The organism is Deltaproteobacteria bacterium (assembly GCA_016709225.1).
Taxonomy (GTDB): Bacteria; Myxococcota_A; Polyangia; order Nannocystales; family Nannocystaceae; genus Xiheibacterium; species Xiheibacterium phototrophicum.
On the sequence record JADJEE010000012.1, the window covers coordinates 3,028,528 to 3,051,701 of the forward strand.

Here is a 23,174-nt window from a genome sequence, read left to right on the forward strand (position 1 = left end):
CTGCCGTGCGTGCGCGTGGGCGCGAGCGCGCGTCCGAGCGGTCGCGTTGTCGTAGACTGCGCCCGCGATGACAGGGCACAGGACGAGGTATGGGCTGGCGCTCGCGCTGACGACCGCGTGTGCGACCGACGACGGAGCCGCCGCAGCAACCACGGATCCGGCCACGGATACGGCCACGGATACGGCCACGAACACCACGTCCGTCACGCAGGGATCGACCGGTGCGGTGATGACTGGCGGCAGCGAGACGAGCGCGACCGCATCCACCTCATCCGCGGATTCCACCGGCGACGCCAACCCGTGCAACGACTCGCCGGAGGCGCTCGCCGGCTGTGTCGACGCCGACGCCTGGGCCGACGACCTCGCGTTCGTGGCGGCGCCGCGCGTGCCCGGTGCTCCGCACTGGCAGGAGGTCCAGGACCTGTGCGCCGATCGCCTGACCGCGCTCGGCTACGAGACCGTGCGCTACGACTACGGCAGCGGCGTCGACGTGATTGGGCGACGCGTGGGTGCCACGGCGCCGAACGAGGTGGTGTTGATCGGCGCCCACTACGATCACATCGCCGATTGCGACGGCGCCGACGACAACGCCAGTGGCGTGGCCGCGGCCCTCGAGATCGCGCGGATCCTCGCGATGGGCCAGTTCGATCGCACGACGATGATCGCCTGCTGGGACGAAGAGGAAACCGGCCTCGATGGTTCGGTCGCGTTCGTCGACGCCGCGGCCGGGGGCAGCGACGAGTTCGTCATGTACTTCAACTTCGACGGCATCGGCTATCGCTCCACCGCAGAGAACTCGCAGACGGTACCGACCGGCTTCGACCTCGTGTTCGCCGAGCAGTACGCGAACCTGATGACCAACGGCTTCAAGGGCGACTTCATCGCGCTCATCGCCAACTCGACCGCCCACGACGCCGCGCAGGCGCTGTACGAGCAGGCGACGGGGCTCGGCGTCACCGCGGTGGTCCTCGAGATCCCGGCGGGCGCCGAGACCAGCGACCTCTTTGCGGATCTTCGGCGATCCGATCACGCGGCGTTCTGGGATGGCGGACTCCCTGCGGTGTTTGCCACCGACACCGCCAACTTCCGCAACCCGCACTACCACTGCATGGGCGGCCCCGACGACGTCGTCGACATCGACCAAGCGTTCGCCGTCGGGGTCACCGCGGCCACCGCGGCGGCCGCGGCGATCAGCCTCGGCCTGCACTGATCGCGGCTGCCGGACGCGCGCGGGCCCTGCCGTCGGGCTCGTGACGCATCTGGTCGTGAAGCTGCGACGGTGGACCGCCTCCGCGCGTCGCGGCGCTGTCCGCTGAAGCGGCGTCGCGGCTACTCGTCGGCGAAGACGTCGTCGATCGTCGACGCCGTGACCGCCCGGCGAATCCACGACTCGATGCGCGCCGCGTCGCGCTCGTGCTCGATGCGACTCGCCGCAGGCCCCGACACATCGATCCCGCGGGCTCGCAACACCAGCAGCAGCGCACTCACCTCGCCCACCGCGCGACCCTCTTCGCGACCTTCTTCGCGACCCTCTTCGCGACCCTCTTCGCGACCCTCTTCGCGACCGAGCGCGAAGTACTTCTTCGCGAAATCGCTCTGGTACTCGTACTTTCCGGTTCGCATCAGTTCCTCCATGCGCGCACGCACAGCGGCGGGTAGGGCCGCCTGCAGTATATCAGCCAGACGGCCGTCGGCATCTTCGTCCCACGTCGCGAGCGCCTCGAGGGTGGCCAGCGCGTGCTCGGGGCACGCCGGATCGTCGAGATGCGAGAGCGTCCACAGCATGCCCGTGACCGGCGTGCGACGCAGGTCGGGGCCATCGACCCACGGAATGACGCTCGGACCGAGCACCTCGGGCGACATCGTGTGCCGCGGACCGATGACGATGGGCTCGCTCGCCCAGGCAGCAACCCTGGGTGACGGCGTGACCACCACGACCACTGCCTCACAACCGAAGCGGCCAAGCGCTGCGGCCGCGTATTGGGGCCAGACGCGGCGCTTGGCCTCGGCGACGTGCAGGTGCACCTCGACGATGACGATCAACGTCGGCGCGTCGGCGTTGGGACTTGCGAGCACTGCATCCGGCAACAGTTGCTTGAGCCGCGCATCGGTCAGCTCACTGTCCAAGGCGACGAGCGCCGTGGCGGGCAGGGACAAGCGCTCCGCGAGAAGCCCGGAGAGTAGGTCGGGGCGCTTCGCGAAGAGCTCGCGCAGCACTTCGTGCAGGACGCTCGGCATGGGCAGCCGGTTGGGCGACGCGGCCAGGTGCGCGCGGCGTGCCACCGGCCTTCACATCGATCTCGAAGGAGTCGAGCGGCTGACCTGGCGGAGCGCGCGGCCGAGTTGGCCCGTGCCGGCCCGAGTTGGCCCGAGTTGGCCGCTCCGTCACGGCCAGCAGGTCAGCCAGATCCGCAGTCGTTCGTCGTCGTCCGGCGTGACGCCGCCGTTGGGCGGCATCGGCATCACGCCCTCGGGCGGCGTGCGACGGGCGAGGATCTGCGAGGTCCACTGCAGCACCTGCTCGTGGGTGTCGAAGACTGCGGACGCCGGAGCGTCCTGACGATCCACGACGTGACCGCCGTGGCAGCCGTTGCAGTAGCTGGCGAGGAAGCCCTTGCCGAAGGTGTCGTAGGTGATGACGGGTACCGCGTCGCAGTCGATCGCTTCGGTGCCGGTGTCGGTGCCGCCGTCGCTGTCGGTGCCGCTGTCCGAGCTGTCGTCGAGCGGGGCGGTGCTGCTGCTGCTGCTGTCCTCGCCGCCACCGCTGCTGGGATCGGCGGCGGTCGTGCCGGTGTCCGCACCGTCGTCGTCGCTCGCGTCGGGCTTGCACGCGGCGAGCACGGACAGCGCGACGAGCAGCCGCTGCGCGCGTCGCTGCATCATGCGAGCACTCCGGGGACCGGCTCGGTGGTGTGCAGGTAGTCGCCGGGGTCGACGCCGCCGAGCATCAGCAAGGTGGCACCGATCGACTCGGCGGCGATGCCAGCCTGCGCCGGGTCGAGCCCGCCGTCACTGCCGACACCGACGCCGGCGTACAGCTCGGAGAAGCCGCCGAAGCTGCGATCGCCCTGGATGCCAGGGCCCATCAGCATCATCGAGGTGTAGGGCCAGTGGTCGCGCCCACCGGTGGCGTTGAGCGCTGGCGTGCGCGCCATCTCCGAGCTGACCACGACGACGGTCGTCTCGCGCAGCGGCTTGCCGTCGGGCCCCATGGTCTGGTCGAGCAGCTCGATCACATCCATGAGATCGATGAAGAGGTTCTCGAACAAGCCGCTCTGCAGGCTGTTGTCGTTGTGGGTGTCCCAGTTGAAGTCGGTGCCCACGCTGGCGCAGCGACACAGGCCCGACGACAGCGCTGCGATCGCGGTCTTGCTGCGACCGATGAAGCTGTTGCTGCTCTGCAGGTGCAGCTCGAAGCGGCTGTCGACCAGCAGCTTGGCGCGCTGCAGCGCCTCGGCGTAGTCGGCGGTGTGGCCGATCGAGGGATGGGCCAGCCGTATCGCCTCCGATCGATCGCGCAGGAATCGATCGACCACGCGGCCGGGGATCGCGCTCGGCGCGACGATCGGTGAGTCGGCGTTGCCGAGCAGTGAGCCGTCGATGGTCTCCTGCAGCTGCCCGCGGGCGTTGCTGACGAACACCGAGTAGGGCCCGGGGAACGCGGGCCCGCTCATCACCAGGTGCGGCAGCGAGGTGACGTCGCGGCGCTCGTAGGCGAGGATGGTGCCGAAGTCGGGACGGTCCTCCGAGGTCGCACCGGTCAGCGCCACGATCGCGCAGGTCTCGTGGTTCACGCTCCGCACCGACACACCATTGAGCAGTGCAATCGAGCCGTGGTGCGCCTCGAAGAACGCGCGGGTCTGTGGCCGCGCGGGATGGTCGACCAGCGACAGCCCGCCGATCGTCCACGGTTCGGCCGCCGCCTCCATGTCGATGTTGGGCGCGTCGAACATCGGTGCGAACACCGTGAGTGGGTCCCAGCCGCCCTCGACGTGCAGGAACAGGAACCGCAGGTCTTCGCCGCCGGCGTGGGCGCGGCCGAGCTGTGCGCCGCCGAACAACGCAGCGGCCGCAGCCGCCGAACCGAGGAATGTACGTCGCGTGATCATGGCGGGTTTGCGTCCGTCAGTAGAGGAGGTGATCGGGATCGGCGAGGACCGCCGTCAGCAGGGCGATCCACGCGCCACGGGTGTCGTCGATCGCGGCGGCGTCGGTCCACAGCTGGGCCAGTGCGACCAGCTCGGGATCGTCGGTGTCGAGGGTCTTCGCGCGAGCGGTCTGCACCAACGCCACCAGTGTCGCGTCGCTGGGCGCGGCCTCGAGGTCGACACCGGCGAGCACCTCGTCGAGGCGGCCGCCGCTGCTGCCTTGGTTGTCGACGAGCCACGTCGCGCCGGCCTCGGCGAGGCGACGCTGCACCAGCACCGCGCCGGTCGAGACGTCGGTCGCGTCACCGCGATCGGAGCCGCCCGCCAACGTGCGCACTGCGGCGTCGAGGCGGGTGCCGTCGCGGCCACCGAACTCGAGCGCATAGCCCGACAGCTCGGTCAGCGATCGCGACCACACCTCGACCGGCGCGACCTTGAGCGGCACCGGCGCGGGCGTGCCACCGAATCGCGGCTCCCAGTGCACCCCGCGGTAGCTCGGATCGTGGAGGATCGAGCGCACCAACGCCTTGAGCGACAGCGACGAGGCGAGGAACGCCTCGCGGTGCTCGGCGAGCGCACCCTCGTCCTGCAGCACTGCGTCACGTCCGAGCATGCCCTCGTACACGCGCCGCACGGTGCACGAGACGAAGCGCTCGTCGTCCGCGATCTGCTGGCCGAGATCGACCAGCCGCTCGCCGGGCACGCCGAAGAAGCCCGGCGGGGTATCGGTGTAGATCTGCCAGTCACGCTCGGCCGCCACCGAATACGTCGTGCTGGGCTCGTTGGGATACATGAAGCCCCACAGGTAGCTCGCGAACGGGTCGAGCGTCGCGTGGCAGGCCTGACACGCACCGACCTCGCGGATCGCCTGGCGGATCGACTCGGAGTCGGTGAGGTCGAGGTCGGTGGGGAAGTCGATCGGGCGATCGAGGTACGACTGGCACAGCAGCGCCTGGGATAGCGCGTTGGTGCGTCCGCGGTTGGCGTTCTCGACCGTCGATGGATGCCGCCAGTAGACCGCGTTGAGCGAGAGCACGCCGGCCTGCGGGCGACCGTCGGTGTAGCGCGCGCGGACGGTGCCCGGCGGCAGCCACTCGTTGCCCGCAGCTTGCTGCTCGAGCGGCCACAGCGACAGCAACAGCGGGTCGACGAAGGTGTCGGGGCTCAGCAGGATCTCGCGGAACGGCAGGTCGTTCATCGCGACGTACGCGATGAGATCGAGCACTTCTTCGCCGACGGCGGTGTGGTACGCGGGCGGTTGCTCCCCGCCGTAGACACCGTCGGGTGCGTCGTACACGTCGATGCGCGTGCGCCAGGCGCCCGCGAAGATGTCCTTCACGCGGCCCGCCCATGCGGGGTCGTCGACGAAGCCCTCGATGATCCCATCGACGGCGGCGGGATCGCCCTCGACCTGCGCGAGCTCGTCGGCGGAGGGGCGCACGCCCCGGAGGTCGAGGCTCGCGCGGTTGAGCAGCGCGACGGCATCGAGGGGGTCGTCCACCGGCGGTGTCGCCTCGCCGGTGCTGCCATCATCGCCGGCGGATGTGTCGCCACCGTCGCTGCCGGCCGATGCGGATGCCGATGCCGATGCCGACGCCGAGCCCGGCCCGCCGTCGTCGTGGCTCGCCGCGTCGTCCTTGCAGGCCGCCAGGCCCAACGCGGTCGCCAGTGCAATGTGCTTCACCACGGCATGCCCTCCCACGCGATGAGCTGCGCGAGCGCAGCCGAGTCCACACACGCGTCGCCCGTGGACACGCCGCCCGCGAGGTACGCACCGCAACCGTCGCAGGCGCCCTCGTTCCAAGCCACGCCGCCTTGGTCGTCGTAGGTGCCGGCGTCGAACACGACGTCGTGCCAGAAGCCGACGTCGTCGCGCACGCCGAAGGTCCCGAGCGGCTCGGCCGCGCACGGCAGGTCGACGACGAGCGCCTGATCGAACGACAGCGCCAACGCATTGCCGAGCACGTCGCCGGTCACGGATCCGCTGCCGCCCAGCCCACGGTAGCCGGTGCCCATGTACGCGTAGAGGTAGCCCTGCAGCCGCACGGCGCCCGAGAGAATGGGCGAGCCCGCGGCGGTCACGGGATCGGCCGAGACATCGCCGGTCACCGCGAGCGCCCCGTCGCTGCCGTCGGGGTTGGTCGCGCGCGTGAAGTCGATGTAGCCGGACAGCTCGAAGTAGCGGCCGTCGTCGGTCTCGAGCCTGAAGGTACCGCCCTGCGACGAGAGCTGCGCGCCGTCGACGACGCGATCGCCATCGACGTAGCCGAGCCGTCGCTCGATGCGACCGCTGCCGCGCACGGTCAGGCCCGCGCTGGTGGTGCAGCCCTCGGTCTGCCACACCAAGACGTTCAGCGTGCCCATGTCGGCCTCCTGTGCGAACTCGGGGCAGCCGGGCTCGAACACCGCGAGATCGTCGTAGGCGTCGAGGACCCCCTGCGGATCGGCGGTCACGAATGCGTCGAGGCCGGCGACGATGGCCGCGGCCACATCGTCGGCGCCGATGCTCGGCATGTCGGAGCTACCGGTGGTGCCATCCGAATACGGCGAGGGCAGCTCGGTGTCGGCCGTGCTCGCGCCGCTGCTGCCGTCGCCGCCGCCGGTGCTCCCACTGTCGCCCTGGCTCGTGCCCTGCGTCGACGCGCCGGCACTCGAGCTCGGCGACGACTCGCCGTCGTCCGTGGCGTCCGCGGGCTCGTGACATCCCGCGACCGCGACCAACCACCACGCCATCGAACCGAGGCGCCTGCGTTCCATGTCACCATGGTAGGCGGCCGACTTGGCCGGAGACAACGGGACCCGTGCGGTGGTTTGCAACATCCCCGCAGTCCGTGTGACGCACGCCACGGCCGGCATGTGAGCCAGGTGGTCGCCTCCGCGCGGCGACGACGGGCGCCACGTGTTCGTGCACGTGCTCGGCGGCATGCCGTCCTACGGCAGTTACGGGGGCGCACCGTTGTTCGGCGAGGCGCTCGACGAGATCGAGCGCATCGCCTTCGGCATCGGCCCGGCGTGCGTTCGCTCCTCGGACGCGGCGGGGGGTATCGATCTCGTCGCTCACCCACCAGGTCGGCTGCGCGAGCTCGCCGAGCAGTTCCAGCGCTACGACAATCCGCTCTTCTCGTTGTGCGACGACGACTACGCGCGGGCACTCGCGTGCTTGCCAGGACAGTCGCGCATCGCGCCCCGGTGTGTCGATGGCTGCGTCGCCGATCTCGATGGTGAGACCGCAGCGCTCGAGCACGACTGTGTGCTCACCGAGACCCTCACCACCCGCGACGACCAGCACGTGCTGCCGGCGTGCGAGCGCGACGACGTCGCCGCGCTCGAGGATCCGACCGGGACGTGGCGCATCCCCGACGATGCCGTGGCGTGCGTGCGGTGGCGGGACGGGGATGCGTTGGACCCGGATTGCCTCGACCGCGGTGGGAACCTCGGCTTCGAGGTGCTGCGCAGGGTGCCGCTGGAGGAGCCGGTGTGCCTGCGCGCGGTGTGCTCGGCCTCGCAGCTGCCGAGCTTCGACTGCCCAGGGGTTTGAGACGACCAGCGCGTCGCCGCCGCGCGTTCACTTTCACGTTGTGCCCGGCCCGCGCGCGCGCGAGAAGTCGAGGGGCGTGGGCGCCTCCGAGGTCACCGATCCCGATCGCACGGTCGATGGCCAGGCGCGATCGCGGCCGCGTGTGGCACGGGGACCGGGCAGCAGGGTCGGGCGCTACGTGCTGCTCGAGAAGCTGGGCCAGGGCGCCATGGGCATCGTCTTCGCGGCCCACGACGGCGAGCTCGATCGTCGCGTGGCGCTCAAGCTGATGGCCGCGCCGCAGGGCGGTGAGTTGATCGCGGTCCGTCGCGCGCGCATGGTCCGCGAGGCGCAGGCGATCGCGGCCGTCTCGCATCCCAACGTGGTCGCTGTGTTCGACGCGGGCGTCGACGGCCACGACGTGTTCGTGGTGACCGAGTGGATCGACGGTGTCGATCTCGGCGCGTGGCGGCATCGACGATCGCCGACCCCGGCCGAGGCGATCGAGGTGATGCGGCAGGCCGCGGCCGGGCTGGCGGCCGCCCACGCCGCGGGCATCGTCCACCGCGACTTCAAGCCCGCGAACGTCATGGTCGATCGACTCGGGCGCGTGCGCGTGCTCGACTTCGGGCTCGCGCGCCTGCAGGCACTCGCGCGCGAGCACGAGAGCTCGGCGCCAGGTGTCGACCCCGATCCCGTGCTCACGCGGGCTGGCGATCGCATCGGCACGCCGGCGTACATGAGCCCCGAGCAACACCGGGGCGATGACGCCGACGCGCGCAGCGATCAGTTCGCGTGGGCGATCACACTGCACGAGCTGCTGTTCGGTGTACGGCCCTTCGCCGGCAACTCGACGGCGGAGATCGCCGCCCACGTGCTGGCGGGTGAGCGCATCGACGTCGGCGAGCTTCGGGTGGTTCCGCGATGGCTCCACGCGGTGATGGATCGCGCGCTCGCGCCGCGACCCGAGGACCGCCACGCGAACCTGCGCGAGGTGGTCGCGGCGATCGATCGCGAGCACGGTCGCTCGTGGGCGCCGGTGTGGCTCGCCGTGCCATCGATGGCGGTGGTGGGTGGCATCCTCGCGCTGACACCGGCGGGCCCGGACGCGGCCGCCTGCACGGCGGCGTCGCCCGTGGTGCTCGACGATGCGGCGCTGCGTCGAGCCTTCGGCGATCGCAGCGACGACGCACAGGTGGTGATCGCGGCGTTGCACGCCCAGGCAGACGCGATCGCGACGGCGCAGCGCGAGCTCTGCGAGGCCGCCGACGCCGGTCGCTCGGCATGCATCGAGACCCGTCGGGCGCAGCTGGTGGGCTTCGCCGACGTGCTCGCGCGCGGGCACGCGGAGGTCATCGAGCACGCGCGCGAGGCCGCGCTCGGCTTGCCCGCGGTGGCACGATGCGAGGGCGTCGAGGCCACACGATCGCCGATGCCGGCCGATCCGCAGCAGGCCGCGGCGGTGCTCGAGCTGCGGGCGCGCCTGGCCGAGGCCGACGTCTATCGGGCACTGGGCTTGGGCGAGGCCGCACTCGCGCTCGCGGTGCAGAGCCAGGCCCGTGCGGAGGCGCTGGGCTTCGCCCCATTGGTCGCCGAGGCCCTGCTCGCCCACGGCGAGAATGCACAGGCCGAGGGTGATCTCGTGGGCGCCGAGCAGTGGCTGCGCGACGCCGCCGTGCTGGCCGAACGCGAGGGCCACGATCTCGTGCTCGCCGACGCGCGTGCCGAGCTGGCGTGGCTGCGCGCGGTGGAGCTCGAGCACTTCGACGAGGTCGATGGGTTGATCGCGGCGGCCGAGGCCGCTGCGCGACGTGCCGGCGAGTCTCGCTTCGATGCGGTCTTGCTCAACGTCCGCGCCAGCGTCCTCGACGCCCAGGGACGCTCACGCGAGGCGGTCGAGCGCATGCGCGAGGTCGTCGCGCAGCTGCAGTCCGCAGCGGTACCCGACCTCGCGCTCGACACGGCGCTGCACAACCTCGGCAACTTCGAGTACCACGCCGACGACATCGATGCGGCCGCACGCAGCTACGAGCAGGCGCTCGCGGTCGCGTTGCCGATGTTCGGCGACGACCACCCGCGCACGTGGTGGCACCGCCAGGCGCTCGCCGACGTGTTGCTCATGCGCTCGGCGTACGCCGAGGCCGCAGCCGCCTACCAGCCGATCCTGAGCTACCGCGAGCGGGTCTATGGCCTCGACGACCCGCGGCTTGCGACGACCCTCAACAACCTCGGTCACGCCTGGGTCGAGCTCGGCCGCGGCGAAGACGCCCGCGCGGCGCTCGAGCGCGCGCTCGCGCTCAAGACCGCCGCCGACGCGAGCGCCCACTCGCTCGCCAACACCGAGCTCATGCTCGGCCGCGCGTACACCGAGCTGGGCCGGCTCGACGACGCGATCGCAATGCTCGGCACCGCCGCGCGGCACCGCAGCGACCTCGAAGACGACAGCGCGCCGGTCCGCGAGGTCACCGACGCGCTCGAGGCGGCGCTGTCGTCGAGGCCGCAGGGTTTCGAGCTCAGCGCTCCGGCGCGCAACACCGTACTCGCGTTGAGCGAGCGCGCCGATGCGGCGGGCGACCGCGATCGGGCGACGCGATTGCGGACCCTTGCGTCGCGGTAGGTGGTGGGTCAGAAGCGCAGCGCAGGCCCACCGGCGATCAACGCGACTCTGCGGGCACGCGCTCTGCCCGACCTGCCCAGCATCGTCGATAGACCGATCGCGAGGGCGATTGCTCCGCCGATCGCGGCAATACCCCCGGCGATCCCCATTCCCCCCATCGCTCGACCGACGCGAACCACGCGTTGCGTGTCTCGGACGTCATCGAAGCCGTCGATCTCCAGGCCGCGTCCCGGGTTTCCGGTGTGGATCCCGGCGAATACTCCAAAACCGACAGCAGCCAAGATGAGGCCGACGCCTCCGGTGACCGCTCCCCCCATTACGACTGCGCACTGCGCCGAGCCCCCGGCACAGCCGCGTGTCCCCGATCGCGCCGCCGCAGGGTCGGGTTGTCTCGCGTGCGCGGAGAACCCGGATGCCCGTGCGTCCCTCGCCATGGCGGTGGCAACGACCATGACGATCGCCATTCTTCCCAGGCTCACGGACGTCCTCGTCATTGACACTTTCCGAACTCCCACGGAGTAGGATTTGGTGGATTCGCGCCACCGAAGCAAATCACAGGACGATCGCTGCACGAGAATGCAGCTACCTCCACGCACGACATGCCCGGCGCGCACTGCGAATCGATGTGACACGACTCGCCCACGGCGGCCGGTGGGCGTGTCGCGCAGGTCGACGACGTGCTGTCGCAGGGAAAGCAAGGATCGCATTCTGGCTTTCCGGGGCCACATGCGGACCCAACGCCTGCGGCTTCCTGGCATACCTGCTCCGGGTCGCACAAGAGGCCATCACGACAACGACCGAAGAGACATGGTTCGCCTTTGATCGGCAATGGAACGCAGATGTGCCTGCCCGCGTCGTCGGGGTCAACGCAAACAGCCGGCGGTTCGCATGCCGCGTGCTGCGGATCGCAAGCCTCACCGAGCGAGTATCGCTCCTTTGTAACGATGCACGAGCCATCGGCGCAAGTGAGGGAAGGCAAGCAATCGTCGCCTTCCGCGTTGTCGTGACGCTTGCACGACTCGCCGACGTCCCGGGTGCCGTGATGGACCTTGCACGAGACCAGCACGCCGAGCGCTCGCCGATCTGAACTGCAACCGAGGGACTCGATTTGGGCGACGTACTCTGCAAGACACTCGCGATCAAATGTGAGTCCGTCAGCCTCCCCCGAGGCGACGATGCCGCTGTATTCGGAGCGACTCGTATTGAAGCAATCTGCTTCGTTGGCGAACAATGCTCCTTCCGCGGCGGAACATTCGCAATCGATGTACTGTCGGCAGAAGTCGTGCGCCGCGTCGTCGAGCAACGTATCGATGGGGACCTCGCCTTCGGTCGATTCTGCGGTAGATGCCCCATGTGGGTTGCTCTTGCACCCGCTGGCGACCGCAAGACACATGACGAGTCTTGCGCTCATCGCTCGCGCAAGAGGTACCGAACGGACGAAGGATTCAAAACTCACCACTTCAGCACGACGCGGAGAGGAGCCTGCACGGACGGCGCGGCATCCTTTCGAGGCTACTGCTTCGACCGGAGCGGCGCAACCCCGACGCGCAGTGGCTCGAAGCCGGGCACTCTCGGGAACGCGAACGCAGGCTGGCGCCGCCGCGGTCGGAAAATCGCACCTAGTGGCGTCGGCAGGCGCTCGCCGAAGTGCTGGGTCATGCGCTGGTGGTACGCCGCGGCTGAGGCGCCTGCCAGCGGATCCGGAGCGACCGCGAGGGTCTCTACGGCGTAGCCGGCCCGCGGCTTGCGACGACTCTCGACGCGCTCTCGATGCTCGAAACGGTCGCGCGGTGCCGCAACGACCGCGTCGGGCGATGATGCCCGCGCGGCACGGTTGCGCTCGTTCCTGTCGCCAGCGCCTGGGTGACACAGCCGATACATCGCCGCCGTCGTGAACCCGCTACGCTCGGCTTGCACCGCGCCACGCGGACCCGACCATGACGCCCATCGAAGCCCATCGCCGTGCCTTGCTCGCCGCTGCCCACCTCGCCATGGTGGCGCCGCTGCTGTCCTGCGAATCTCCGCGTAGCGCCGTGCATGCCCTGCCACCGGGCGGACTGACGCCGACCGCCGCCGCCGAGCCCGTGCAGGTGTCGCCCTCGCCGGCTCGACACGTGGGCGCCGAGTCCTGCGAGATCGTGCTCGACGAAGCGTTCCCCGGCGAGGACAACTTCACCGGCAAGGACCGTGAGGTCTCGCCGCGCGTGCGTGACTGCTGCGTGCAACATCTTGGTGCGGCCCCCGGTGCGCCGACGGGCAGGAGCCATCACTGGGCCTGCTGCGAGGGGGTCTCGCGCGTCGAAGGGATCGACCCCGCGATCTTGCACGGCTGCTCGCCGTGGGGGCCACCACCGCCGCCCGCGATGGCGCCGCGGAGGCTCGCGTGAGCGCGGTGCTCGATCTTCGAGCGCCCGCGCGCGCGGTGGGATTGTCATTGCCGCCGGCCGGCGTGCTGCAACGACCCGCGATCGCCACGTGGCGCGAACGCATGAGCAACGAGCACGGCTCCGCACGCGTGTTCGAGGTCTTGGCCACCCAGTGCCGGCGCCTCGGGCGAGACGACGATGCGCGGGAGCTCGCGAGCTTCGCGGACGAGGAGCGACGACACGGGGTGCTCTGTGGTGCAGTGGTCGAGGCGCTCGGCGGCGAGGCGACGGCACCGAGCGCAGAGCCGCGGCCGATCCCGCTGCACGAGGACGCCGATACGCCGCTCGAGGCCCTGCTGCGCAACGTGTTGTCGGTGTGCTGCGCGAGCGAGACCGTGGCGGTGGCGTTGATCGGTGCCGAACGTTCGCTCATGCCCGCCGGGCCGCTGCGGCAGCTGCTCACGGAGATCTGGGCCGACGAGGTCGGCCACGCGCGTTTCGGCTGGCGTCTGCTGGCCACCGTGGACGCGTCGCTCGACGCCTCGATGCGCGCGCGGCTGCGCGACTATGTCGAGGTCGCGCTCGCGCACCTCGTCGCGCACGAGCTCGCGCACCTGCCCTTGATCGAGCCGCCGCGCGCGGGCGCGTCGCTCGGCTTGTGCAACGGCCGTGACGCGCGTTCGCTGTTGTTCGATGCGATCGACACCGTGATCCTGCCCGGCCTCGCGCGGCACGGCCTCGCACCGCAGACGCTCTTGCGGCGTGGATCAACGCTCCACGCGGCGCCCGGGAGCCCAGTCGCGGAGTCGATCGACCCGCGTCTCGAGGAATCGTGCGAGCCGGTGGAAGTCGCTGCCGCCGACGATGAACCGCACCTCGGTGCGTAGCGTCACCGGGTTCACCAGCTCGCGAAACGGCACGTAGTGCAGGTCGAGCTGGCCGCTGACGCTGACCATGTGACCGTCCTTGCCCTCCTCGACCAGCGCCCGGTAGGCGCCGATGCCCAGCTGGCTGCCGAGCATCACGTCGAAGGCGTGGGGTGGTGCGCAGCGCGACTCGTAGCCCAGCTGCACACTGGCGAACTTCTTCTTGCCGCCGGCGCGGGCGTGATACGCGGCCGAGACCCGCTCGGCCACCAGCTTGCCGAGGTCGATGCCACCCAGCGGGATGTGGCCGTGATCGTCGCGCGGCAGCGTCGCGATGACCTCGTCGGGCAGCAGCTCGGCGAGGCCCTCGGCGAGCACGATGGTGCCGTAGTGCTTGCCGCGTCGCTCGCGGGTCAGCACCAGCTCGACGATGCGCTCGACCAGGCCGTCCATCGCGAGCATGCGGCGGCCGTCGATCTCGACCGCGAGGTCGTCGACCACGTCCTCGACCGCGATCACCAGGTTGGCCTCGCCGGCGATCGCCACGCCGTACGAGAGCCACCCCGCCTTGCGGCCCATGGTCTCGACGATGAAGTAGCTGCTGGTCGCGAGCGCATCGGCGCGGAGGTTCTGCAGCTCCTTGGCCATGAAATCCACGGCCGTGAAGAAGCCGAACGTGAAGTCGATGCCGCGATAGTCGTTGTCGATGGTCTTTGGCAGGTGGACGACCTTCACGCGCTTGGCCGCGGCCGGCAGCCGACGCTGGTACTCGAACAGCAGGTTGGCGGTCTTGAGCGTGTCGTCGCCGCCGATCGAGATGAGCGCGTCGATCTCGAGATCGACCAATGCGCGGTAGACGTTGGTCAGCCGCTCGCACTTGCCTTCGTCGGCGAGATCGTCGGTGGACTCGATGCCCTTGCCCGGGTTGGCGCGTGCGGTCCCGATGAGGATGCCGCGGGCGTTGCGGATGCCGCGGAGGTCCTTCTCCTCGAAGATGCGGTAGTGCTGATCGGGCAGCAGCCGGTGGGTCACCGGGTGGTAGTCCTGCAGGTTCGAGTAGCCGTGGAAGAACCCCACCACCTCGCGGCCGTCCTCGAGGAACGAGGTCGCGGCCGCGGAGATCACCGCGTTGGCCGCCGGCGCGGGACCGCCCGCGAAGATGATCCCCACACGGCGGATGTCGTCGGCACTGCGGTTGGATGCGGGCGTCGTCGTGCTCATGTCTGTCGCACGCGAGGGTCGCGTGCGCGCAAGTGATCGTCAAACGTGGCGGCTGCGCCCGATCGGCGGCGCGGGCTCGCTGTGGCATGCTCGTCACGTGCCGCGCCGTTCGCTCGCTCGCCACCGCCCTGCCGTCGCCGTTGTTGTCGCCACGTGGCTCGGTGCGACCACCTCGGCCCGCGCCGATCCGCCCTACGCCGATCAGCTGACACCGGGAGCGCTGCGTGGCATCGCCTACGAGAGCGGCGACGCGTGGGAGCTGGGTTACTGGGAGTACCTGCCGAGCGGCTTCGACGACCTCGCCGACGACGAGCTGTTGCCGCTGCTGGTGTTCCTGCCCGGCATCGGCGAGTACGACGACGTGTCGTCGTGCCCGGGTGGCACCGACACCTGCGCCGCCGACGCGTGCGGCAGCGACGGCCTCTGTCGCGGCCTCACGTGGGGCCCCCAGCTGCTCATCCGCAACGCGCAGTGGGACGAGACCCTCCGGCCCTTCATCGTGGTCTCGCCGCAGAACCCGGTGCCGCCGGGTTCGACCACCGAGTGGGATCTCGATCGCCTCGATGCGTTCTTCCAGTTCGTGCTCGACAACTACCCGGTCGATCCGCGGCGGCTCTACCTCACCGGCATGAGTCAGGGCGGGCGCGGCACGCTGCAGTACGTCGGTGCCCACCCGCGTCGCTTCGCCGGCGCGGCGTCGATGCCGGGTGGTCAGGTCGATGCCGGCATCAGCTGCGGCTTCGAGGACACGGCATTTTGGTGGTTCCACGGCGAGGACGACAACGATGGGCATCTCGGGCCCGGCGTCTTCAATCCCTGCTCGATGGTCGAGTCGTCGGATCAATACGACAACCCTGGCGACTATCCGCAGTATCCAGCGTGCGTGGCCGCAACCGGGCAGCCGCGACCCGACGGGCGCTTCACGATGTTCTACGACGTGCCCCACTCGTCGTGGATCCCCTCGATCGATCCCATCGGAGTCGGATTCGCGGCCGCCGAGTGGCCCAGCGATCAGGGCTGCGGCCTCGACATCGAGTTCCGCGAGTACAGCTCGGCGAACGATCCCGACGGCATCTACAGCTGGTTCCTCTCGCTCGATCGACCCGACGTGATCGCGCCCGACGATCTGTCGGTGCCCGGCGACGGCGCGGACCTCGAGCTGGTTGCGACCGCGGTCGACGACGACGCGGTCGCGTTCACGTGGACGCAGATCGACGGCCCCGCGGTCACGCTGCAGGATGCCGACAGCGATACCGTCACCATCTCGGGCCTGCAGCCCGAGACGGTCTACACCTTCGAGGTCTCCGGGCTCGATGCCGACAACCAACGCGATCGCGACGAAGTCGTCGTGACGGTGACCGAAGCGCCGCCGCCGGGCCCCTCGGGCGACAGCGGTGCGTCGGCCGAAGGTTCGACCACGGCCGGCAGCGCCGACGCTTCGGGTGACGCGAGCGCGGGTACGGGCGCTGGGTCGGCCAGCGGCAGCGCGAGCGCGACGGCCGGTGGCGGTGGCAATACCGGTGGTGCAGGTGAGGGCACCGCCGACGGCAGCGGCACCTCCGGGGGCACCGCGGGCGAGCAGGGCGACGGGGGTGGCTGTGCCTGTGACGCGCGCGGCGACACGGGCCGCGCGACGTGATGGTAACTGGCCGCGCTGCCGTGCACGCGACGGCGCAGGGGAACTCCGCGGGCGTGATCGCCGGCGTTGTCGGTGTGCGCCCGCGAACCGTCGCGGCGGCCCGCGTCGGAACCAGAGATTTCTTCACCCCGGACGCGCGCGCGCCGTCTCCCTCGGCGGGTGATCGACATGCAGGGGCGAACCATCCTCGCGGTTGCGATCGCGATCGCATCGAGTGGCTGCGGTGACGCGACCGGCGTCACCGCCTTCGGGAGCGAGGCCGGCAGCGCAGGCTCGGAGTCCGACACCACCGGCGCGTCGGCGAGCACGACCGTCGCGACCCACTCGAGTGGCGTCGCCGACACCGGCCCGAGCTCCGCGGGTGAGAGCGGTGCGGGCCCCGACTCCGCGACGGACGGCTCCGACGACGGCTCCGGCGAAACCGGCGAGTGGGATGCCGGCAACCCCGATGGCGCGTGCGGGGGCGGGGTGCCGCCGCTCGGCGAGGCCGTCGACACGTCGAGCCCCAGCACGGTCGTCGGCGATGGCTCGCCCGCCAGCTGCACCCACGCGGCCTTGGCAGCGGCGGTCGCCGCCGGCGGCATCGTCACGTTCGAGTGCGGCGATGCGCCGGTCACGATCGCGATCGACCAGACCCTGCAGCTACGCACCGACGTCGACACCGTGATCGACGGCGGTCGCCGCGTGACCCTCGACGGTCGACACCAGGTGCGGGTGTTCGCCTTCGAGAGTCCCGACTTCATGAACACCGAGACCCGTGTGACGCTGCAGCACCTGCGGGTCATCGGCGGCAAGACCTCGCCGGTCGAGGCGATTCCACAGGCACCACCGCCCTGCTCGCAGGGCTACAACGACGGTGAGGGCGGTGCGCTGTACATGCGCGACGGCAACCTCAGCGTCGTCGACTGCATCTTCGAGGACAACGAGGGCGCGCCGCTCGGCCCCGACACCGGCGGCGGTGCGATCTACGTGGTCGGCAGCAAGCACGGCATGGTCATCGCCGCCAGCACCTTCGAGGGCAACCGCGCGAGCAATGCCGCGGCCGTCGGCGGCCTGTTCTGCGAGCTGCAGATCTTCGACAGCCTGTTCATCGGCAACACCGCGACGGGCAGCGGTGCGAACAACAACGATCCCTCGCAGTGCGATGCCATGAACAACGGCCAGAACGAGATCGGCTCGGGTGGCAACGGCGGCGCCATCTATAGCGACGGCGCGAGCGTCGACGTGACGCTCTGCGGGGTCCAGATCGCCGACAACGACGCCGGCGAGGGGGCCTTCGGCGGGGGCCTGTTCTTCACCAGCAACGACTTCGGCGGCGACCTGACCATCCGCGACAGCGTCATGATGGGCAACACCGGCGGTCACTGGACGGTGGTGCAGATGGGCAGCACCACCGACGCGGGCTCGGCGGTCGGCACCAACTGCCGCAGCCTCACGATCGAGAACTCGACCCTGCAGGGGCTCTGACGGCGGAGGCCAGCGCGCCCGTGATCGGGCCGGCGTTCCATCGTAGGCTCGCGTCTGCGATGGACCAACGCATCGTCGAGCTCGAGATCCGCATCGCCTACCAGGAGAAGACCATCCACGATCTCGATGAGATGGTCACCAAGTACGCCGCGCGGCTCGACGCGCTGGCGCGCGAGCTCGCCGAGCTGCGGGCGCGCTTCGACAGCGGCAGCGACGCGCCGCCGATCGTCGACGAGCCGCCGCCGCACTACTGAACCGCTACGGCAGCTGCGCGCAGAACGGCGGCGCGGTGACGTACTGCTCGCAGATCCACCCCGCGATGCTCGCGATCTCTTCGTCGCTCAGCTGCCCCGCGAACGGCGGCATGTAGCGCCGTCGCTCATCCATGAGGATTGCGACGCCGTCGAGCGAGGTGTGCCCATGCTGGACCTTGTCGAGCAGCGTCGGCCAGTCGGTCATGTCGAGGATGCCGGGCTTCACGTAGTAGATGTTCTCCGTGACCGGCCCGCCCGGCCCGTGGCAGTGCGCGCAGAAGTCGGCGTACAGCTCGCCCGGGTCTTCGGGGTTGGGGAAGGACTGCAGCCACGCGATCATCTCGTCGACGATGGCGTCGGGGAGGTCGACCTCGGCGAAGGCCGTCATCACGCGGTCGTCACCGATGCCGGTGTGATCCGCCGGGCCCTCGCCCGACTTCGCGATCCACACGTTCGCGTCGCCGTTGCGCACGTAGTAGTAGGCGAGGCCCGGGTCGGGGTGGCGGATCTCCGGCCCGTCCTCGGTGCCGAGGCCGTCGTCGCCGTGGCACGTCGCGCACTCGTCGAGGTAGCGCTGCTGGAACTCGGGCAGCGGATCGGTCTCGCCGACCCCGCTGCTGCTGTCTTCGCCACCGCCGTCGCCCGTGCTCGCGGGGTCGGTCGCGTTCGCGGTGGTGGCGGTGCCGGCGGTCGTGGTCGCGCCGCTGCCGGCCGACGCGTCGGCCGAGGACGTTGCCGCGGATCCCGAGCCCGTGGACGAGCCTGCAGCGCCGTCGTCGTCGTCGTTCGAAGCCGCGGTGCACGCGAGCACGAGCGATGCGGCGATCACTGCGAGCTGCGAGAGTGCGAGAGAAGCGAGTCCAGGAACATTGCGCATGGGGGTCCGTCCGTCACGACGTCGGTGCGTCGCGCGGCCCTCGCTGTGCACCACCTGGGCCAAGCGTGCCGTCGGTACGGGGCTGCGCGGCCAGCCGGCGCCGCCGCCAACGCCGTTGGCGACCTCGGGATCGAGATGCATAGCTGCGCGGCGACACATGGGGGCTTGCACGCGTGCGCGCGGTCGGACACTGTCGATCGCGCGTGGTAGCCGAACGATCGCGCCTGGCACCCGAACGCTCGCCACGCTCGGCGATCTTCGCTGCGGCGTCGCTTGCGACGCTCGTACCCGCGCTGGCGTCGGCGGCCAACGGCAACATGCCGCGCACGCCCGCGCTCTACCCCCCGCATCCGTGTCTGACGCAGGTCGATCGCAGCCAGGTGTCGAGCCTCCACTTCGACGTGCACATTCCCTACGAGGACACCCAGCTCACCGAGGACGAGCTGGACGACAGCCGCAGCTTCCAGTTCTTCGCGCTGTGTCGGGAGCCGAATCGACTCGAGGTGTTGCCCAATTGGATCGGCCCCGACGACGCCGAGCGGGCGCTCGAAGCCGGCATCATCGACGCGTTGCCCGATCCCGGCGCCACGTTGTTGGGCAGCCCCGCGTGGACACCCGGCCACGACGGCGCGGTGGACTCGTGCGTGCAGATCATCGACCCAACGCGGCTGCCGATCTCGTGCGAGGCCACCGTGCCCGGCGTCGACTGGGACGTCAGCGCGGTGCCGGCCGGCAACTACGTCATCCGCGGCTACACCTTCGCGCCGGCCAGCAACCTCTGGACCTCGCGGATCGGCGTGGTGCAGATCCACGACGGCGAGCCGTTGCCCGTGGCAGCGTTGGTGTCGCCGGTCTACGACGCCAAGGCGTTCCAAGCCGACGGCTACCGCGTGCTCGGCTGCATGGACGGGCCGCCGGGCACCACCGTCACGCTGCAGTACGCGAGCACCGCCAGCGACGACCTCGACGACGACGCCGCGTGGACCACCTTCGCCGAGCACGACGCCAGCGCGCGCTGGATCGACGAGCGGCTCGCGCTGTCCGCCGACACCGTGTACCAGGGCCTGTTGCTGCGGGCGGTCGCCCGCGGGCCCGACGGCGCGCAGTGGATCGCACACTCGCCGGGCTTCGTGACCGTGTACCCCGGCGACGGCACCAGCGACGATCCCGTGCCCGCCGCCGGCGCCGATCACTGCGACGCGGGCGGTGACGAGTCCGGTGGCATCGGCGAGCCCATCGACGACACGTCGGCGGGCAGCAGCACAGGGGACGCGCACGGCGACACGGGCGGCACCGACCCCGCCGCGACCCGGGACGCCGCGGGCTGTGCTTGTGCTTCGAGCCGGCCGTGGGCCGGAAATTCCGCGATCTCGGCGGTGCTGATGGCCGCGCTCCTGCGCCGTCGTCGTCGTCGCACGTGAAGCGTCGGTGAACGGTGGCCGTCGCGCCCCGCTTCGTGCAAGAGTGGCGGCGCCGTTTGAGCGCTCGAGAGCCACTGCGCGACCGCTGGATCCGCCAGATCATCGCGCACCATCGCGCCATCTTGGTGGCGGCCGCCGTGCTGACGGTGTTGTGCGGATGGTTGGCGACCCAGCTGCGGGTCGACACCGATCTGCGGCGCCTATTGCCCGACGGCCACCGCGTGTTGGTCGGGCTCGAGGAGATCGAGCGGACCTTCGGCAGCACCGGCAGCGTCAACGTGGTCGTCAAGGACGGCACGGCCGAGGCGCGGCACGCCCTGGTCGAGACCATCGCGCGCGAGCTCGAGGGGCACCCGCTGCTGCGCGACGTCGATGAGCGGCTGCCCAGCGACTTCTTCAGCGAGCACGCGCTCTACTACCTCTCCGATGCCGAGATGAAGCAGCTCGAAGAGCTGGTGCAGGACTACACGCACTACGAGTTCTGCACCCGCGCGGCCGACAACTGCCTGCTCGCCCCCGACGACCGCGCGCCCGAGGCGCTGGAGTCGTTCATCGAGCGCAAGCGCGGCGAAGCCCACGCGCGCACGGGGTTCCGCGAGCTGTACGAGCGCGAGGGCATCCCGGCGACGATCGTGCTGCTGCACCCCATCGAGCCCGCCGCCAGCCTCGACTTCTCCAAGAAGATCAGCGAGGAGATGCGGGCGGCGATCGCCGAGATCTTCGAGCGCCCGGGGCAGCCGTGGAGCGACGCCGGTGTGCACTACAACATCGTCGGGCCCTACACCAACAAGGCCGACGAGCAGCGGATCATCCGCTCCGACATGCTCCGTGGCGGCCTCATCGGCCTGTTCGGCGTCATCGCCATCATCTATCTGCTGTTCCGATCGTGGCGCGCGGTGCTGGTGTTGTTGTTGCCGCTGGCGTGCGGCGTGGTGTGGTCGCTGGGGCTGACGCAGGTGGTGCTCGGGCGCCTCAACCTGATGACGAGCCTGATCTCGACCGTGCTCATGGGCATGGGCATCGACGCCGGCATCCACTTCTTCTCGCGCGCCAAGATCGATCGCCGCAAGCACGACGACGCCGAGGCGATCCGGCGCGCGTTCCACAGCTTGATCATCCCGCTGTTCGTGGCGTCGGGCACCACCGTCAGCGCGTTCCTGGTGATGTCGACGTCGGAGTTCCCGGCGTTCCGCGAGTTCGGGCTGATCTCAGCCTGGGGCGTGGCGCTGTGCATGCTGGCGATGACCACCGTGTTGCCCGCGCTGCTGTACGTGGTCGGCATCAAGCGCCACGAGGAGCCGCTGCCGCACCGTGAGGGCGCCATCATGCGCAAGGTGCTCGGGCACCCCGGGGCGCTGTTCGCCGGCATCGTGGTGGTCACGGTGCTGTCGTTCCAGGGCGTGCGTCGGGTTGGCTTCGAGTACAACGGCCGCGCGCTGCAGTCCGATCAGACCCGCCGCGAGTCCGAGGACGACGTGCGGCTGATCTCGAAGGTCTTCGGCAAGGACATCCACGCCGGCATCCTCGTGCGCAACGACCTCGCGTCGACCCAGACGACGCTGGCCGTCGCCCGCCAGCGGCACGCGCTGCGGGAGGCCGCGGGCGACACCGCGGTCGCGAGCCTGTTCGCGGCCCCGGACCTGCTGCCCGCCCAGGACATCGACATGGCCGTCCGCAAGCAGCAGATCGACGCGCTGCACGAGGACAACGAGGACACCTTCGCGCGGCTGGAGGCCATCGCCGAAGGGCGCGAGCCCAGCGCGGTGCCGCAGACCACCAAGAAGCCGCCGCCGCCGTCGGACGACGACGACTGGGACGACTTCGGTGACGAGGGCGGGGGTGGCAGCGACGAGATCGACGCGCCGCCGGAGGTCTCTCCGGTCGCGCCGGTTCCCGTCGAGACGCCCGACACGAAGACACCCGACGCGAAGACGTCCGACACGAAGACGTCCGACGCGAAGACGCCCGACGCGAAGACGCCCGACGCGAAGACGCCGGCCAAGGCCGACCCCAAGCGGCTCAGTCGCGAGGAGGCCGGCCAGCTGGTCCAGATGTTCCGCGCGCAGCCGTTCACGATCGACGACCTGCCGCCGGTGCTGCTCGACAAGGTGCGCAGCAAGGACGGCAGCTACGGCATCTTCGCGTACCCCAACTTCGACGCCGCCGACATGCGCCGCGGCGTCGATTTCACCAACGAGACCTCCTCGTACCTCGACGGCGAGGGCATCTTCGTCGGCGAGACGACGGTCTACGCGAGCATGTTCCTGATGCTGCGCGAGGAGGCACCGATCGTGGTCGGCATGGCCTCGGTGCTGGTGGCTGCGTTCGTGTACTGGCAGCTGCGCTCGCTGGGGCTCACGCTGCTGACGTTGCTGCCGCTGGGGCTGGCGCTGTGGTGGGTCGTGGGCCTGATGGGCGCGCTCGGCCTGCGCTTCACGCTGTTCAACCTGCCGATCATCCCCGCGATCCTCGGCATCGGCGTCGACAACGGCGTGTACCTCACCGACACGATCCGTCGCACCCACGGTGAGCTCGACAGCCTCTCGCGCGCGCTGCAGGAGACCGGCGGCGCGATCCTGGCGGCGACCTTCACCACCGTGGCCGGGTTCGCTGCCTTCATGGCGGCGGACAACGCCGGTCTGCGTGGCATCGGCTCGCTGGCGTCGATCGGCATCTCGCTGGCCGCGGTGTCGGCGTTGGTGGTGCTGCCGACGTTGTGGGCGCTGGGACAGCGTCGGCGTCGCCGTCGTGCGGGCACCGACCGCTAGCGCCCCGCGGCCG

At 70.4% G+C, this 23,174-nt stretch carries 17 protein-coding genes; 10 read left to right on the forward strand and 7 right to left on the reverse strand.

All coding sequences use genetic code 11. From position 1 onward, the window contains the following. Window positions 1-67 precede the first annotated feature (67 nt). Complete coding sequence (locus tag IPH07_37585) at window positions 68-1,210, forward strand: M28 family peptidase (GenBank protein ID MBK6923162.1); 1,143 nt, start codon at window positions 68-70, stop codon at window positions 1,208-1,210. Window positions 1,211-1,329: 119 nt separating this feature from the next. Here IPH07_37585 and IPH07_37590 read toward each other — a convergent pair whose 3' ends face one another. The 5 genes from IPH07_37590 to IPH07_37610 form a co-directional block, all read right to left on the reverse strand. After that, a complete protein-coding gene (locus tag IPH07_37590; GenBank protein MBK6923163.1) occupies window positions 1,330-2,238 on the reverse strand; it encodes a hypothetical protein in 909 nt (302 codons plus the stop codon). Between the two features lie 147 nt (window positions 2,239-2,385). Beyond that, a complete protein-coding gene (locus tag IPH07_37595) occupies window positions 2,386-2,883 on the reverse strand; it encodes a hypothetical protein (protein ID MBK6923164.1) in 498 nt (165 codons plus the stop codon). Then, window positions 2,880-4,109, reverse strand: coding sequence for a DUF1501 domain-containing protein (locus IPH07_37600; protein ID MBK6923165.1), 1,230 nt, complete (start codon window positions 4,107-4,109; stop codon window positions 2,880-2,882). The genes IPH07_37595 and IPH07_37600 overlap by 4 nt, the downstream gene beginning before the upstream one ends. A 16-nt stretch (window positions 4,110-4,125) precedes the next feature. Beyond that, window positions 4,126-5,832, reverse strand: coding sequence for a DUF1588 domain-containing protein (locus IPH07_37605; protein MBK6923166.1), 1,707 nt, complete (start codon window positions 5,830-5,832; stop codon window positions 4,126-4,128). Further along, the gene (locus tag IPH07_37610) at window positions 5,829-6,905 is read right to left on the reverse strand and encodes a hypothetical protein (protein ID MBK6923167.1); all 1,077 of its coding nucleotides are present in this window, start codon (window positions 6,903-6,905) and stop codon (window positions 5,829-5,831) included. The genes IPH07_37605 and IPH07_37610 overlap by 4 nt, the downstream gene beginning before the upstream one ends. 142 nt (window positions 6,906-7,047) lie before the next feature. On the opposite strand from IPH07_37610, the gene IPH07_37615 reads away from it, so the two are divergent. From IPH07_37615 to IPH07_37630, 4 genes are all read left to right on the forward strand, one after another. Beyond that, window positions 7,048-7,686, forward strand: a complete 639-nt coding sequence (locus IPH07_37615) for a hypothetical protein (GenBank protein ID MBK6923168.1) — start codon at window positions 7,048-7,050, stop codon at window positions 7,684-7,686. 76 nt (window positions 7,687-7,762) lie between these two features. After that, window positions 7,763-10,282, forward strand: coding sequence for a serine/threonine protein kinase (locus IPH07_37620; protein MBK6923169.1), 2,520 nt, complete (start codon window positions 7,763-7,765; stop codon window positions 10,280-10,282). Between the two features lie 1,937 nt (window positions 10,283-12,219). Further along, window positions 12,220-12,669 (forward strand): hypothetical protein, encoded by a 450-nt coding sequence (locus IPH07_37625; GenBank protein ID MBK6923170.1) that lies wholly within the window; start codon window positions 12,220-12,222, stop codon window positions 12,667-12,669. Beyond that, entirely contained in the window at window positions 12,666-13,535 is an 870-nt protein-coding gene (locus tag IPH07_37630; GenBank protein ID MBK6923171.1) for a ferritin-like domain-containing protein, read from the forward strand. The genes IPH07_37625 and IPH07_37630 overlap by 4 nt, the downstream gene beginning before the upstream one ends. Here IPH07_37630 and IPH07_37635 read toward each other — a convergent pair. Then, on the reverse strand, window positions 13,416-14,735 hold the full coding sequence (locus IPH07_37635; protein MBK6923172.1) for a 6-phosphofructokinase: 1,320 nt from the start codon (window positions 14,733-14,735) through the stop codon (window positions 13,416-13,418). The genes IPH07_37630 and IPH07_37635 overlap by 120 nt on opposite strands. A gap of 97 nt (window positions 14,736-14,832) precedes the next feature. Here IPH07_37635 and IPH07_37640 point away from each other — a divergent pair, with 97 nt between their 5' ends. The 3 genes from IPH07_37640 to IPH07_37650 all read left to right on the forward strand — a co-directional run bounded on the left by IPH07_37640 (window position 14,833) and on the right by IPH07_37650 (window position 18,095). Then, window positions 14,833-16,374 (forward strand): hypothetical protein, encoded by a 1,542-nt coding sequence (locus IPH07_37640; GenBank protein ID MBK6923173.1) that lies wholly within the window; start codon window positions 14,833-14,835, stop codon window positions 16,372-16,374. A 168-nt stretch (window positions 16,375-16,542) separates the two neighbouring features. Then, complete coding sequence (locus IPH07_37645; GenBank protein MBK6923174.1) at window positions 16,543-17,841, forward strand: hypothetical protein; 1,299 nt, start codon at window positions 16,543-16,545, stop codon at window positions 17,839-17,841. 59 nt (window positions 17,842-17,900) lie between these two features. Beyond that, window positions 17,901-18,095, forward strand: coding sequence for a SlyX family protein (locus IPH07_37650; GenBank protein MBK6923175.1), 195 nt, complete (start codon window positions 17,901-17,903; stop codon window positions 18,093-18,095). Window positions 18,096-18,099: 4 nt separating this feature from the next. Here the strand turns inward: IPH07_37650 and IPH07_37655 are convergent, their stop codons facing one another. Further along, window positions 18,100-18,972, reverse strand: coding sequence for a c-type cytochrome (locus IPH07_37655; protein ID MBK6923176.1), 873 nt, complete (start codon window positions 18,970-18,972; stop codon window positions 18,100-18,102). Window positions 18,973-19,175: 203 nt separating this feature from the next. On the opposite strand from IPH07_37655, the gene IPH07_37660 reads away from it, so the two are divergent. Together IPH07_37660 and IPH07_37665 are read left to right on the forward strand one after the other, a co-directional pair. Next, window positions 19,176-20,393, forward strand: coding sequence for a hypothetical protein (locus IPH07_37660; protein ID MBK6923177.1), 1,218 nt, complete (start codon window positions 19,176-19,178; stop codon window positions 20,391-20,393). A gap of 56 nt (window positions 20,394-20,449) precedes the next feature. After that, the gene (locus tag IPH07_37665) at window positions 20,450-23,161 is read left to right on the forward strand and encodes an MMPL family transporter (protein ID MBK6923178.1); all 2,712 of its coding nucleotides are present in this window, start codon (window positions 20,450-20,452) and stop codon (window positions 23,159-23,161) included. The last annotated feature ends 13 nt before the right edge of the window (window positions 23,162-23,174 follow it).

Coding starts and splice junctions, on each gene's coding strand:
- IPH07_37600 (MBK6923165.1), bottom strand. CDS start 4,109: ATGATCACGCGACGTACATTCCTCGGTTCGGCGGCTGCGGCCGCTGCG.
- IPH07_37590 (MBK6923163.1), bottom strand. CDS start 2,238: ATGCCGAGCGTCCTGCACGAAGTGCTGCGCGAGCTCTTCGCGAAGCGC.
- IPH07_37655 (MBK6923176.1), bottom strand. CDS start 18,972: ATGCGCAATGTTCCTGGACTCGCTTCTCTCGCACTCTCGCAGCTCGCA.
- IPH07_37610 (MBK6923167.1), bottom strand. CDS start 6,905: ATGGAACGCAGGCGCCTCGGTTCGATGGCGTGGTGGTTGGTCGCGGTC.
- IPH07_37585 (MBK6923162.1), top strand. CDS start 68: ATGACAGGGCACAGGACGAGGTATGGGCTGGCGCTCGCGCTGACGACC.
- IPH07_37635 (MBK6923172.1), bottom strand. CDS start 14,735: ATGAGCACGACGACGCCCGCATCCAACCGCAGTGCCGACGACATCCGC.
- IPH07_37595 (MBK6923164.1), bottom strand. CDS start 2,883: ATGATGCAGCGACGCGCGCAGCGGCTGCTCGTCGCGCTGTCCGTGCTC.
- IPH07_37650 (MBK6923175.1), top strand. CDS start 17,901: ATGGACCAACGCATCGTCGAGCTCGAGATCCGCATCGCCTACCAGGAG.
- IPH07_37625 (MBK6923170.1), top strand. CDS start 12,220: ATGACGCCCATCGAAGCCCATCGCCGTGCCTTGCTCGCCGCTGCCCAC.
- IPH07_37645 (MBK6923174.1), top strand. CDS start 16,543: ATGCAGGGGCGAACCATCCTCGCGGTTGCGATCGCGATCGCATCGAGT.